Consider the following 13,241-nt stretch of genomic DNA (forward strand, 5'->3'; position numbering starts at 1 on the left):
TCCTCAGCTTCCACCCCCACCCACTCCTCCCCCGGGCTAGGGAGGGGGACCGACAGCCGAGAGCCTCCTCGTGAACTCCTCCGGCCAATGTTCCATCGCCGTCAGCACCGGATAGGGTCCTCGCGCGCCGTGGGCGCAGAGGCTGGTCGCCTTCATGGTCTCGCCGAGATCGGCCAGCAGGGTCAAATCATCGGCGGTGCCCTGCCCCGCTTCTATCCGTTCCAACAACTCGCGACCACGCACCGAACCGATGCGGCAGGGCGTGCATTTGCCGCAGGACTCATCGGCGGTGAAGGTCATGTAATGGCGCGCCAACTCCACCATGTCGGTCCGGTCGTCGAACACGACGATCCCTCCGTGCCCCAGCACAGCCCCGATGTCGTTGAACGCATCGAAGCAGAGAGGAATGTCGAGCGCCGATTCCGGAAACAGACTCCCGAGGGGACCGCCGACTTGGACCGCTTTGAATCGCGCGCCCTCGACCATGCCGCCGCCGAACCGTTCCAGCACCTCCCCTAAGGTCGCGCCGAACGGAATCTCCACCAACCCGGGCTGCCGGATGCGTCCGCCCAATTGCAGCGCGATGGTGCCCTTCGACCGTTCGGTGCCGAGCGACGCATGCCACGCCGCCCCGCGGGCCAGAATTTCCGTCACGGTGCCGAACGTCAGCACGTTGCTCACGACGGTGGGCTTGCCGTAGAGACCGGCCACGGCCGGATAGGGCGGCCGCACTTTTACCATGCCGCGGCCGCCTTCGAGCGAGGAGAGCAGCGCCGTCTCCTCGCCGCAGACGTACGAGCCGGCTCCGCGGAAGACTTCCAATCGAAACGGCCGTCCGTCCACCACCAACAGCCCCGCCCGCTCGGCTTCCGTGATCGCGGCGCTCATCGTCACGGCGGCGGCCGGATATTCCCACCGGCAATAGATGTAGCCGCGATCGGCGCCGATGGCCTTGGCGCAGATCAGCATGCCTTCGATCAGCCGGAACGGCTCGCCTTCCATGATCAGGCGGTCGCAGTAGGTGCCGGCGTCGCCTTCGTCGGCATTGGCGACCACATACTTCTGATCGGCCTCCGTGCGCCGCGCGATGTCCCACTTGCTCCAGACCGGAAAGGCTGCGCCGCCGCGCCCGCGCAGGCCGGATACTTTCATTTCTGCAATGATCGCCTCCGGCGACAGACCGGCCGCGGCTTCATAGCCGCGCCAGCCGCCGAGCGCGCGATACCGGGCCAACGAGAGAGGCTCCGCCATGCCGAAACGGGCGAACACGATCCGTTGTTGCCGGGCTAAGAACGAGAGATCGGAGACCGGCAGGCCGCCGACACCGGCGCGAATGCGCGGCAGATCCTCCGGCGTGGCCCGCGGCCAGAGCAGCCGGCCTTCCGGCCCATCACGCTCCACCAGCGGTTCGAGAAAGAAGGCCCCGCGACTCGACGTCCGGACCAGCTCCACGCCGGGAGCCTCAGCCCAAGCCTGCGCCAGCCGGTCTGCGCCGGCCGCTCTGGCCGAGGTGTCGTTGGAGAGATAGAGAGTGACGGACATAAAATGTGCGTTCGATAAGTTGGAGTGCGCTGTCATCGCTCCGCTCGCCCTGAGCCTGTCGAGGGCGGCGGCTCCGTTCATGGTTCGACAAGCTCACCACGAACGATGATACGATTCATGAAATGTGTTTCAAGATTTCCTGCAACTGATCCCCCGTCACACGCCCGTAGATTCGGTCGTCCACCATCACCGTCGGCCCGACGCCGCAGTTGCCGAGGCAGTACACGCGTTCAAGCGCGAAGCGCCCGTCCGCCGTCGTCTCGCCGAGTCCGATATGAAGCTCGTTCTTGAGCTCGGTCAGCAGACCGGCCGATCGGTTGGCGACACAGGCTTCTCCCAGACACAGACGGATCACGTGGCGGCCTCGGGGAATCGTGTGCAGGTCCGGGTAATAGGACAGCACGCCCGCGATGTCGGCCTCGGTGACAGCCAACGCGTCCGCGATCGGCGCGATGGCGCCGGCCGGCACATGTCCCAGCGCCTGCTGGACCGCCAGCAATGTGCGCAGAATATTGGCGCGCCGGCCCGGCTGCGGCCGATGCTCTTCCAGCAGGCCGGCCAGTACCGTTGTTTCCTCGCCCGTCATCGATGCACCTCGTCCAAGCCGACATGGCCTCTCAGCACATTATAATCGTAGGCTCGCCGGTGGGATCGCAACAGTCCGGGATCGCTCCGCTCCATTTCATCGATCAAGGCGGCGACCCGCTCGCGGAGAGCGGGGGAGGCAGCTGCATGGCGCGGCGTTTGTCCGCCGAGCGCATGGTGCGGCTGGTCGGACCATTCCAGATAGGCCTGCTCGAGGAATCCCTTCAATAATGCCAGGTCCTCCTCCGGGCTGACGACGACGGCGAGCGGCTCATCGCCGGTCAGTTGATCCAGCGAGACCCGGCGCGCCGGGGGCGCGAGGGTCTCCCCTCGGAAATGCAGCGAAAAGCCGAAGGATGCGGCCAACCGATGCTTCACCGAATCGAGCCGCTCGGGGCTTTCGCATTCCACCATCAATTGAGCCGAAGTGAGGGTGACCCGCGCGACGGTCAGCGTGCCGCCCTCTCGTGTCTCTTGTTGGAACCAGCGTCGCACCGGTTTTCCAGAAGCCGAGCTCCCGTCCGCGGGCGGCTCCGGCGTGAGCTCCGTCAGCCCCGTCAGGCCGTCGGCCAGAAATCGATAGTCGTGATGGTCGTAGACCGCCACGGCATAGAGATAGGGCTGGCCCTGGGGAGTCCGATACTGAATATGCACGACGGCGTCCACGAGGGCCGCGATGCGCAGTTCGGCGAAGGCCCAGAGGATCATATGCCCGAAGCGCTTGGCGAATTCCTGCCACTCGCCCAACGCAAACGACCCCGACGCCATTTCCATCTCCCGCCGCCACTCGGCGGTCTGCTCCACGAGCGCCTGCGCATCGGCCGGTGGCATGATGATGCCCGGCCCGGCCCAGACGGCCCGGTTGGAATCAGCCGCGTCGGGGCGGCGGATCACACGAGTCAACAGCATCTGCCCCACCGTGAATCGTCCAGCGGCGTCGCCGCCGGGCAGTTCAAGCGCCGTCCCATCGCCGATGGACCGGAGCATGATCGCGCCCTCCGGCTGAGTGACCGCGGTGACTTCCAGCACATCGGTATAAGAATGTTTCAGCGGATCGAGCCAAGCCCGCTCCTCACTGCCGATGTGCTCCGTAATCACGTCGCGGAGCTGCTCGATCAACGTGAGTTGCCCGGTTTCCGGATAGACGTCGCAGTAGAGGATTAAGGCGGCAAGGTCCACTTCCTGCGGCAAAGGCGTGAGGACCCCGCCGGCTTCTCCATCGAGATACGGCTTGAGCGCGCGGGCCAAGGCGGCCTCGCGTTGCGCGGCAAACTCGGGTTTCACCGACAGCGCCTCCAGCCGGGCGATCACCAGCTCGAGCGCCGGAGGGAGAGGCAGTGAGAAGCCGGCGGCCCGATCATTCGCGAGCTTCATGAATTTCGTCCATCACGATCTGCTCGGCATCGAGCCAATTTTGGAGCGCTTGGCCGTCGCGCCGCCCGCGCGCCTCCCAGAGTTCATACGCCTTCTTCGCGATGCGGTCCCACATACCCTCGGGTAGCTCGATCGGAATCGGGGCCGCGGCCGGCACGGACTTCAGCGCTTTTGATTTTTTCATCACGACGGCCATGGTTCACTCCTTGGTTTCAGGGTTCGTGGCCCGTTCGCCCCGTGGCGCCACCACAGGACGATGGCCCGGTTGGAACTTCGGGCTGCGCACGGTGAGGACGGGACAGTCGGCGCGCCGCAGCACCGCTTCGGCGACGCTGCCGTAGAAGGCGTGAGAGATGCCGCGTCGGCCGTGCGTGCCCATCACGAGCAGGTCGGCGTCGGCCTGGCGCACGGCGTCCAGGATGGAATCGGCCGGCATCCCACCGCGCAACTCATACTCGGCGGTAAGACCAACGCCGCTGACGGCGGAGGCCAGCGCGGAAAGGCGAGCGGTCATCGCGTCGCGGGTCTGTTCCCGCTTGGCGGCGTGCAGCAGCGTGAAGTCCAAGCCGTACGACACCGGTTCGAGCACATGCAGCAGCTTGAGCGAGGCCTTCTCGCGCTGCGCGACCGTCGCGGCATATTCCAGCGCATCGAGCGAGCAGTCCGAAAAATCCACCGGCACGAGCAGGCGATGGAGCGCGAGAGACCGGGCTTCGTCGGCCCCCGGTTTCTTCGCCCGCACCGCCAACACGGGGCAGGGCGCCGTCCGGATGATGCGTTCCGCCGTGCTCCCCAAGACGACGTGCTCCAGCCCTGTTTTTCCCCTTGTGCCGACCACGATGAGGTCCGCGTCTTCCTCTTCGGCCGCAGCCGATACTTCTTGGCTGGGAATGCCGGTGGCGATGCGGGTTTTGACGGGCACCGAGCGCGCCGACGCCCGCGCTTTGAGCTCCACCAACTCGCGCGTGGCCTGCTTCAGCAATTCTCCCAAATAGAGGCGATTGACGGGATAGTCGGGATTCATGCCGGGCGGAAACTCCAACACGCTGACCACCGTGAGCGCCGCCCCCCAGGAAGCGGCCAGCGCACAGGCGTACTGCTCCGCCCCCTCGGCCCAGCGGGAGAGATCGGTGGCAAACAGGATGCGCGGCTGCGCCGGATTCATCTCGGGTTACCTTTTTCGTCACTCACCACTCGTCACTCGCCGCTTTCCATTTACACCGCTTCCACGTTCAGCAACAGCAATTCACCCGCCATGTTCGGATGGATGGAACAGCGGAATTCGTGCCGGCCCGGCCGCGACATGTTGAACCGGACGGTCGCGTCCCGCTTGGGATCAAGATAGACGCCGGCGAGGCCGCGCCCGTAGACGATCACGCCGTCTTTTTCAATCTGGGCCGGAATACCGTCGAACATGGTGGAGCCGAAATCGTGCCGCTCGGGATCCTCGTTTCGGATCTTGATCACCGTCGCGACGCCCAGGCGCAGCGTCGGCTGCTTGGTGAGAAACTTGAAATCCTTGATCGTCACCTCCACCACCTGCTCGCTTTGGGCCAGCAGCGGTCCCGCCGTCTGCCACCCCGACGCCCAGGCCAGCCCGAGCACCAGACACCAGGCCCACAGGCTTTCCGTCTTCATAGCTGTCCCCCTCCTTATGATGAACGCTTCGATGGGCGCGATTCCACGGGCGCCGAGAGCGGCACGGTCAACACCGGGCATCCCGCGGTGCGCACCACTTTCTCCGCCGTGCTGCCGAAAAAGAGCTTCTCCACACTGCCGGACCGGCCGCCGTAGGTGCCCATGACGATCACATCGACGGGCTGCGTGCGCGCAATCTTGGCGATCTCGGTGAACGGCGCCCCCTCGACGATCAATCTCGTGCAGGCCACTCCCTTCGCCTCATCCGATTCCAGCAGCTTCCGGACATTCAGCCGCGCATGATGCCGCAGCCGGCGGCGTTGTGCCGCCGCATCGGACGGCACGGCCAGCAGCCCCAGGCGATGGAAGGCCGCCAAGGCGTTCGTGTCGATCACATGCAGCACCAGCACTTGGGAGCCCTCCATCCGCGCCAACCGGCAGGCTACGCGGAAGGCTTCGTTGGAGCAGGGAGAGAAATCGACCGGCGCCAAAATCGTTTTGAAGAGCGTCATCTCGCGGGCCATATGGGTCCTTCCGCGGTTGAAGAGTGAGCAAGGGCGGTGCCTATCCTTCCCCGGCCAGGCGGCTGTGATTTCGGCGGTTACTCTGGGCAAACGTCCCAAACCCCGGGCCGGTCGGGGGATTGTTGCTACAGTGTGACGGCTTGGGCTGTAGCAGAAATCATCATCCCTGCAAGAGCCGGTGATGCTCAACGTCTCATCGCCGGACAAGTAGAGGATTTCCGTATCGGCACTGGACTTGCTCCCTCTGTCGGCGAGGGAGCGCGAGATGACACCTGCACGATGGTGGTTGGTCGGAGCGATCGCAGTGGGCGCCGTGATCGCGGTGTATCTCATTTTCTTTTGTCCGACGGAGTGCCATTGATCTGCCACCGGATCACTCACCGGGATGCCGATTCATGGCCACGGCGGCCGAGTTGATGTGAATGGATAGCGAACGAAAAGGTGCCGTATGAAAATACTGCTTGCGGTGGACGGATCGGATCACTCCTACGAGGCGGTGCGCGCGTTGAAGTACGTGTCCCGCGCGGAGGAGCTCCATGTGGCCCATGTGCTCGATGTGCCGACCCCGGCCTATCCGATGATGATGCCGGAAGTGGCCCAGGAGATCTACGAGACGCTGGAGTGCAACATGCGCGAGGACGGGAACCGGCTGCTGGACAGGATCGTCTCGCTGTTGCCGATGGACAGCGGCCCTGTCACGCGGCATTTGGTGGCCGGCTCGCCGGCCGAGCAGATCGTCTCCCTGGCCGAAAAACAGCAGGTGGGGCTCACCCTGCTCGGAACGCGGGGGTTGGGCCCGATCAAAGAACGTTTGATCGGCAGCGTCGCGCATCGCGTGTTGACCTTCGCTCCGGGGGCGAAGATGATTCTCCCCGGTCCCCTCAAGGCGCTCAGTCAAATCCTGCTCCCGCTGCAAGGGGCCGAGGATGCCGACCAGGCGGTGCGCTACCTGCAGCAGCACCCCTTTCGGGAGCCGCCGACGATCACGCTGTTCAGCGTACTGCCGCACACCAGGCCGCCGTGGCCGGTCGATGCGGCCTCGGCGGAGCATATGGAAACCCATGCGCTCCGGCGCGCCGAGGAGTTTCTGAACGAGACCGCCGGCACCCTGTCGGCGATGGGCTATCAGGCGCGGAGCCGGGCCGCGCTCGGCACCCCGGTGGAGGCCATCTTGAAAGAAGCGAAGGGGCTCAACGCGGACCTCATCCTCCTGGGATCGCGCGGGCGGCGCGGGATGACCCGCATGGTGCTCGGGAGCGTCTCCCATGCGATCCTGCATCAGGCGACGTATCCGCTGATGATCTTCGGGTAGGAGACGGATGGCCATGCCGATGTACGATTACCAATGTTTGGACTGCGGTAAGGAATCGCTGATCGTCGTCACCTTGCGGGAGCACGAGCGAGGCGACATCCAGTGTCCGGCCTGCGGCAGCAGGAATCTGAAGCAGTTGTTCACATCGTTCATCGCCCACACGACGAAGAAGAGTTAAAGACCATGCGGCTGTCGTTCGCCACACGCGGATGGATCTTGTTCACGCTCGGCCTCGCCCCGCCCCTCACCGTCTCCGCGCAGGACTATCCCGCCGACGTGCCGAGGGGCAAGGCCGTCTACGAGCGCCACTGTCAGTCGTGTCATGGAGTCAGCGGCGACGGCGACGGCCCGGACGCGGCGGCGCTGCGGGTGCCGCCTGCGAACTTCCAGCGGTTTCGATCGTTTCTCAAATCGGACGAAGAGCTGCTGCGCACCATCGAGCATGGAGTCGTCTTCAGCCCGATGCATTCCTGGCGCGGCCAGCTGACCGACAGCGAAATGCAGGATGTGGTGGCCTATATCCGTCTCCTGGCGCAGCAAGGACGGTGACGATTGAAGTAAGATTTGATGATCCGGTGATTGGGTGAGGGATCGGATCAGCGCTGCCAGATTCGTGCTTGTACAGAAGCGGAGCTTCACCACATCACCAAATCGTCCTTCATACTTTCATGGCAACCCTCTCCCCCCATGACGCCCTGCTCATCGCCGATATCCAAAACGATTTCCTGCCCGGCGGCGCCCTTGGCATCCGGGGCGCGGACGCGGTGATCCCGGTCTTGGAGGCGTATCTGCACAGATTCGAGACTCAGGGCCTCCCGATATTCCTCACGCGCGATTGGCACCCGCCGGGCCATTGCTCCTTTCGAGAGCAAGGCGGCCCCTGGCCCGCACATTGTGTGGCGGGAACGCCGGGATCGCTGCCACCGGAGGGTTTTCACACACCGCCGGCGGCGGTCGTCATCTATAAGGCGATCGAACCCGACCGCGAGGCCTACTCGGCGTTTCAAGACACCCTGCTGCACCGCCATCTGCACGCGCTCGGCGTGCGCCGCCTGTTCATCGGCGGGCTGGCCACCGACTACTGCGTGCTGAACAGCGTGAAAGACGCGAGACGGCTGGGCTACGACGTTCGTCTCCTCAAAGACGGCATCAAGGCCGTGGACGTCCAACCCGGAGACGGGCGGCGCGCTGAAGAGGAGATGATCCGGCTGGGTGCCGTGCCCGTCACGCTGGAGGCAATGGCGGCATGATGCCCTGGTCGAGCACGCTCCTCACCGACCTGTACGAGCTGACCATGGCGCACGCCTACCTCCAGCATGGCATGGAGCAGCCAGCGGTCTTCGAATTTTTCGTGCGCAAGTTGCCGGCCCGTCGCCAGTTCCTGATCGCCGCAGGGCTGGAGCAGGTGATCGAGTTTCTCTTGCAGCTGCGCCTCACGGACGAAGAAGTCCGGTGGCTCGAGTCCACCGGGCGATTCGCTCCGGCCTTGCTCGACTATCTGCGCCGCCTGCGCTTCGCCGGCGACGTGGAGGCCGTGCCGGAAGGAACGATCTTCTTCCCGCATGAGCCGATCCTGCGCATCACCGCTCCCCTGCCGGTAGCCCAGCTCGTGGAAAGCCGCGTCATGAACTTGCTCAACTTCCAAACCATGATCGCCTCGAAAGCCGCGCGGTCCGTTCTCGTCGCGGGCGGCAAGCCGCTCATCGATTTCGGGCTGCGCCGGGCGCACGGCGCCGAAGCTGGCTTGCTGGCAGCCCGGGCCAGCTATCTCGCCGGCTTCGCCGGGACGGCGACGGTACTGGCCGGCATGGCCTACGGCATTCCGCTGTACGGCACGATGGCCCATTCGTTCGTGCAGGCGCATCAGGATGAAGCCGCGGCCTTCGCGCACTTTGCGGAGTCGCAACCGGACAACATCCTCTTGTTGATCGACACCTATGACACCGAGGAAGCGGCGCGCAAAGTCGTCCGCTTGGCGCCGGCGCTGCGTGCGAGAGGGCTGTCCGTGAAAGGTGTGCGGCTGGACAGCGGCGATCTGGGCGACCATGCCAGAAAGGTCCGGCGTATTTTGGATGACGGAGGACTCACGAACGCACAGATCCTCGCGAGCGGCAACCTGGATGAGTACCGCTTGAAGGAATTGGTCGACAGCGGCGCGCCGATCGACAGCTTCGCCATTGGCACGGCCATGACGACGTCGAGCGACGCCCCGTCGTTGGATTGCGCATACAAATTACAAGCCTACGCCGGCCGGCCCTGCCGCAAGCGGTCGGAGGGCAAGGCCACCTGGCCGGGAGCCAAACAGGTGTACCGGCACTACGATGACGCGGGACAACCGGCCTTCGACGTGGTCACGACCGCGAGCGACCGGCAGACTGGCACGCGGCTGCTGGAATCGGTCGTCAAAGACGGCCGGCGCGTGGCGCCGGCTCCATCGCTCGACGACATCCGGCGCCTGGTGGCGACACAGCTCACGCAGCTTCCCGCCCGACTCCGGACGCTGGAGCAGGCCCCTCCCTATGAAGTTCGGATCGCGCCGGCGCTTCAGGAATTGGCGCAGGCATTGGACCAAAATGAACCGGCTCTCGTCACGGGGAGCACACAAGGAGACCGTGGATGACCATCGGAAGATCGGGCCGCTTGCTCGTCTCTCTTTTCCTCACAGGACTCGTTGCGATCGGGTCGGCTTCGGTCTTCGAGGCGTCAGCGGCCGCCTGTGACGGCGCCTACAAGGGCACAGCGGTGTCCGCCAAGGAATTGCAGGCGCTCCTCCAGTCCCATGCGCGGTGGCTCGAACACCCCGATAGAACGGATGGAAAACGGGCGGAGCTCTGCCGGGCCAATCTGAGTCGCGCGTCGCTCGCCGGAGCGAATCTGGAACGAGCGGGGTTGGAAGGGGCCTCGCTCCGCCACGCCCATCTCGCACAGAGCAGTCTGGCGCAAACCAGCGCCGCCGGAGCCGATTTCACCAAAGCGCTCTTGGAAGACAGCAATCTGTCGGGCGCCGACCTGCGCCGCGCCAATCTGTCCGGCGCGAACCTGTCCCGGTCCATCGGCGATGAAGCGGCACTGTACAACGCGCTGCTCGCCGGCGCGCGGCTGCGGGAGTCGTCGTTCGAGCGGGCTCACCTCGAAGGCGGAGACCTGACCGGCGCGGATCTGGCCCATGCCGATTTCGTCGACGCGTATTTTTACGGCGCGACACTGCATCACGCGATCCTGACCGGCGCCGATTTGACGGGTGCCGACCTTCGGCGAACGAACCTGACCAAGGCGAATGCGCAACAGGCCAATTTCCAGGGAGCGCTTTTCGATCATGCCGTGCTCGACCAGGCGAAGTTCTCGGAAGCCGACATGGAAGGCGCCTACCTGGACGAGGCGAGCTTGCGCAACACGAACTTGCGGGATGCGATTCTCCGCGGGGCCGACATGCGCTATGTGAACTTGGCGGGGGCCGCTTTGCAGCAGGCGGACTTGGAAGGAGCCAATCTGGAAGGAGCCAGCCTGGTGAAGGCGACGCTGCAGGCGGCCAAGCTGCGGATGGTGATTTTCTACCAGGCCCGTCTCGATCACGCCGATTTCCGGGACGCCCATCTCTATCGGGCCGTGCTGATCGGCGCGCGGGGGCAACAGACCGCATTTACGAAAGCCGACTTGAGCGAAATCTACGCGCCGAAAGCCGTACTGCCGCAAGGGCAATTCAACGAAGCGAAACTGGAATTCGCCAATCTCGTGGCGGCGGACCTAGCCGGGGCCAATTTCAACCACGCCGACCTCCAACATGCCAATCTGCAGGAGGCCAATCTGCAAGGGGCGTCACTGGCCGGAGCCGATTTGACCGCGGCGCGGTTGGACTCCGCCAACCTGCAGCGCACAAACCTGCGCGGCGCCAACCTCGCGGCCGCGGTCGGCCTGACTCAAGCGCAGCTCGACGCCGCCTGCGTCGATGAACAGACGCGCGTGCCGTCCGACCTCCACCATCCGGCTCCCTGCAGCACGGCACCGAGCAAGAAAGCGCCATGACCGCTCATGAGGAAGATGTCCGAATCACGGCGGGACGGCTGTCCCTCGACGGCATCCTGGGCCTCCCCGCAAGGGCGCGCGGCGTCGTCCTGTTCGCGCATGGCAGCGGCAGCGGGCGCTTGAGCCCGCGCAACAACTTCGTCGCCCGCCAGTTGCAGCAGCAGGGTCTGGCGACGCTCCTTCTGGATTTGCTGACGCCGGACGAGGCCGACGATCGCCGCAAGGTCTTCGACATCGACTTGCTGGCCGATCGCGTGTTGATGGCAAAAGCCTGGCTGGAGCAGGACGCGCGGACGTCGCGCCGGCACATCGGCTACTTCGGCGCCAGCACCGGCGCCGGCGCGGCGCTGCAAGCGGCGGCCCGAGAGCCCTCGAACATCAAGGCGGTGGTGTCGCGAGGCGGCCGGCCTGACCTGGCCGAACCCTATCTGCCGAGGGTGACGGCGCCGACGTTGCTGATCGTCGGCGGCGACGATGAACCGGTGATCGACATGAACCGGTCCGCCTACGATCTACTAACCTGCGAGAAAAAGCTGATCATCGTCCCCGGCGCCACACATCTTTTCGAAGAACCGGGCACGCTGGAGCACGTGGCGGAGGAAGCGGGCAAGTGGTTTGTGCGGTTTGTTTCGTGAACCCCGATGCTCCGTACGAAGCTGCTGAGAGTTTCCCTCTAGAGCAGACCCAGAAAGGCATACTCAAGCAACCCGTTCCTTCGAACGCTTCTGCTCCACGGCGATCTGCCCCTCAGCACCGAATACGGCGAGCAATCTGACAATCGACTTCAAAGACACGCCCGCATCCTCAGGGTCTAACAATCGTTGAACCTGAGAAGGTCCCGTTCCCAATATCTTTTGCAGCGCGTTGACACCTATGCCTTGGGCTTTCATCATTGCCCGCAGCTTCATGACGAACTGGCGCTTCATGGCACCGGCAATAACCTCGCCTTGAATGCGTCACCTTGTTCTGCCAGCCAGTTATCGAATGAACTGCCCGCAGCCGTGGCCTTGGATTGCTTCCTAGCCTTCATGTCGCTCATCTCTCTTGATAGTCCTGTAACCGGCGCATTCCTTTGACTCATGAGCCACGGACACTCTGAATTGTGGTAGTGCTGTGCAAGCTCTCCAGGTTTCCAGAGGGGCATATTCATCGCCGGCGCGACGCACCTCTTCAAAGAACCGGGCACGCTGGAGCAAGTGGCGGAGGAAGCGGGGAAGAAGTGGTTTGTGCGGCATTTACCGTGAGGGCTTGGATACGATGCGCCCAAAGACGGCCTTGTGAGATACCCACTGCCCTTTCTCTGCTTGCTTCAGGGACCGACGAAGCGCACGCATCGACTTCTGATCGCTGAGGATCTCGACAGTCTCCATGAACCCCCCGAACTGCTCTATGCTCAGCAGTACAGCTAAGGGAACACCGTCACGCGTGATCGCGACAACTTCCTGTTTCTGGTTTATCCGGGAGATGAGGTCCAAGAGCCTATTCTGTGCTTCACTGACAGACATAAATTGGTCCACCTGCAGCATGACTTCCCCCTTCCCTCACGATCTCATCGCGACAGCGGAACGCAGGCTTCGAATATCGGCCGGAGAAAAATCTCTGAACGCACAGGGCTGCTCACTCATGTTGCTACCATTAAAATATACAGCCATCATGGTCGCTTTGGATTCGTCAGAGTAGACCAACCGAAGGAAGCTAGACTTTCCATCAGCATGCTTTACTGAAATACTGAAACCATTAAATGCTGGTGGTGTAACAAGGCAGTATCGCCAACCTGCAGTGTGATTTCTCAGCCATATAGATAGCGCTTCAACCTGCTGTGCCGTCAACACCCTTTCGACTGTTTGGCCGTTAACGGTGTCCCATACAGTGCCCGATATGAGGGCGGGCATTTCTTCTCGGCAAGCATTGATGAGCAGGCTGAACGAAATCACAATGAGGCAGGCAGCATAGCGCATCATTTGTTGTCGCGCAGCTCGATTTGTTTCTTTACTCTTTGATGTCAAATCGTTTTCTAAAATCGCGCTCCTCGCGTAATTCCCACCGCCGAATACAGTATCCGATCAGCAGCGCAATAGGAATGAGCGCCAATAACACGAGTCGCCCGATGTAGTTCCACTCTGCTCCATTAAGATCGTAAAAAGTGTCGAACCCATGCTCAGATCTCACCTTCTGGACAGTGCGGAGCACTATGACGAGGGCCGCCATGCATACGAACAGTCCGGCCACCGTTGTTCCGATCC

Annotated in this window: 16 protein-coding genes and 1 pseudogene; 8 read left to right on the plus strand and 9 right to left on the minus strand. The window is 63.6% G+C overall.

Going from position 1 to position 13,241, the window contains the following annotated elements; translation table 11 throughout:
• Positions 1–36 precede the first annotated feature (36 nt).
• From NITMOv2_RS17545 to NITMOv2_RS24075, 7 genes are all read right to left on the minus strand, one after another.
• Positions 37–1,542 carry an NADH-ubiquinone oxidoreductase-F iron-sulfur binding region domain-containing protein gene (locus NITMOv2_RS17545; protein WP_053381097.1) on the minus strand — a complete coding sequence of 502 codons (1,506 nt, stop codon included), beginning with the start codon at positions 1,540–1,542 and terminating at the stop codon, positions 37–39.
• Positions 1,543–1,657: 115 nt separating this feature from the next.
• On the minus strand, positions 1,658–2,128 hold the full coding sequence (locus NITMOv2_RS17550) for an NADH-quinone oxidoreductase subunit NuoE family protein (RefSeq protein WP_053381098.1): 471 nt from the start codon (positions 2,126–2,128) through the stop codon (positions 1,658–1,660).
• Complete coding sequence (locus NITMOv2_RS17555) at positions 2,125–3,501, minus strand: hypothetical protein (protein WP_053381099.1); 1,377 nt, start codon at positions 3,499–3,501, stop codon at positions 2,125–2,127. The genes NITMOv2_RS17550 and NITMOv2_RS17555 overlap by 4 nt, the downstream gene beginning before the upstream one ends.
• Positions 3,485–3,697 (minus strand): DUF2934 domain-containing protein, encoded by a 213-nt coding sequence (locus NITMOv2_RS17560; protein WP_053381100.1) that lies wholly within the window; start codon positions 3,695–3,697, stop codon positions 3,485–3,487. The genes NITMOv2_RS17555 and NITMOv2_RS17560 overlap by 17 nt, the downstream gene beginning before the upstream one ends.
• Before the next feature lie 3 nt (positions 3,698–3,700).
• The gene (locus NITMOv2_RS17565; protein WP_053381101.1) at positions 3,701–4,666 is read right to left on the minus strand and encodes a universal stress protein; all 966 of its coding nucleotides are present in this window, start codon (positions 4,664–4,666) and stop codon (positions 3,701–3,703) included.
• Between the two features lie 50 nt (positions 4,667–4,716).
• Positions 4,717–5,139, minus strand: coding sequence for a cupredoxin domain-containing protein (locus NITMOv2_RS17570; RefSeq protein WP_053381102.1), 423 nt, complete (start codon positions 5,137–5,139; stop codon positions 4,717–4,719).
• 14 nt (positions 5,140–5,153) lie between these two features.
• Entirely contained in the window at positions 5,154–5,663 is a 510-nt protein-coding gene (locus NITMOv2_RS24075) for a universal stress protein (protein ID WP_053381103.1), read from the minus strand.
• Positions 5,664–6,111: 448 nt separating this feature from the next.
• On the opposite strand from NITMOv2_RS24075, the gene NITMOv2_RS17580 reads away from it, so the two are divergent.
• The 7 genes from NITMOv2_RS17580 (at position 6,112) to NITMOv2_RS17605 (ending at position 11,633) form a co-directional block, all read left to right on the plus strand.
• Positions 6,112–6,975, plus strand: coding sequence for a universal stress protein (locus tag NITMOv2_RS17580; RefSeq protein ID WP_053381104.1), 864 nt, complete (start codon positions 6,112–6,114; stop codon positions 6,973–6,975).
• 7 nt (positions 6,976–6,982) lie between these two features.
• A complete protein-coding gene (locus NITMOv2_RS22970; protein ID WP_083448161.1) occupies positions 6,983–7,153 on the plus strand; it encodes an FmdB family zinc ribbon protein in 171 nt (56 codons plus the stop codon).
• Positions 7,154–7,158: 5 nt separating this feature from the next.
• Positions 7,159–7,524 (plus strand): c-type cytochrome, encoded by a 366-nt coding sequence (locus NITMOv2_RS17585; protein ID WP_053381105.1) that lies wholly within the window; start codon positions 7,159–7,161, stop codon positions 7,522–7,524.
• Positions 7,525–7,643: 119 nt separating this feature from the next.
• Positions 7,644–8,225, plus strand: coding sequence for an isochorismatase family protein (locus tag NITMOv2_RS17590; protein WP_053381106.1), 582 nt, complete (start codon positions 7,644–7,646; stop codon positions 8,223–8,225).
• Entirely contained in the window at positions 8,222–9,595 is a 1,374-nt protein-coding gene (locus NITMOv2_RS17595; protein WP_053381107.1) for a nicotinate phosphoribosyltransferase, read from the plus strand. Before NITMOv2_RS17590 ends, NITMOv2_RS17595 begins: the two co-directional genes overlap by 4 nt.
• Positions 9,592–10,998: a pentapeptide repeat-containing protein gene (locus NITMOv2_RS17600; protein ID WP_053381108.1), complete on the plus strand. Its 1,407-nt coding sequence runs from the start codon at positions 9,592–9,594 to the stop codon at positions 10,996–10,998. Before NITMOv2_RS17595 ends, NITMOv2_RS17600 begins: the two co-directional genes overlap by 4 nt.
• Complete coding sequence (locus NITMOv2_RS17605) at positions 10,995–11,633, plus strand: dienelactone hydrolase family protein (RefSeq protein ID WP_053381109.1); 639 nt, start codon at positions 10,995–10,997, stop codon at positions 11,631–11,633. Before NITMOv2_RS17600 ends, NITMOv2_RS17605 begins: the two co-directional genes overlap by 4 nt.
• Before the next feature lie 63 nt (positions 11,634–11,696).
• Here NITMOv2_RS17605 and NITMOv2_RS17610 read toward each other — a convergent pair whose 3' ends face one another.
• Positions 11,697–11,924 (minus strand): helix-turn-helix domain-containing protein, encoded by a 228-nt coding sequence (locus tag NITMOv2_RS17610; RefSeq protein ID WP_053381110.1) that lies wholly within the window; start codon positions 11,922–11,924, stop codon positions 11,697–11,699.
• A 222-nt stretch (positions 11,925–12,146) separates the two neighbouring features.
• Here NITMOv2_RS17610 and NITMOv2_RS25175 point away from each other — a divergent pair.
• A pseudogene (locus NITMOv2_RS25175) lies at positions 12,147–12,242 on the plus strand (hydrolase); the annotation flags it as partial.
• On the opposite strand, the gene NITMOv2_RS17615 reads toward NITMOv2_RS25175, so the two are convergent.
• Positions 12,234–12,524 (minus strand): type II toxin-antitoxin system Phd/YefM family antitoxin, encoded by a 291-nt coding sequence (locus NITMOv2_RS17615; protein WP_053381111.1) that lies wholly within the window; start codon positions 12,522–12,524, stop codon positions 12,234–12,236. The pseudogene NITMOv2_RS25175 and the gene NITMOv2_RS17615 overlap by 9 nt on opposite strands.
• Between the last annotated feature and the right edge of the window lie 717 nt (positions 12,525–13,241).

This window comes from Nitrospira moscoviensis (genome assembly GCF_001273775.1).
GTDB classification, from domain to species: Bacteria; Nitrospirota; Nitrospiria; order Nitrospirales; family Nitrospiraceae; genus Nitrospira_D; species Nitrospira_D moscoviensis.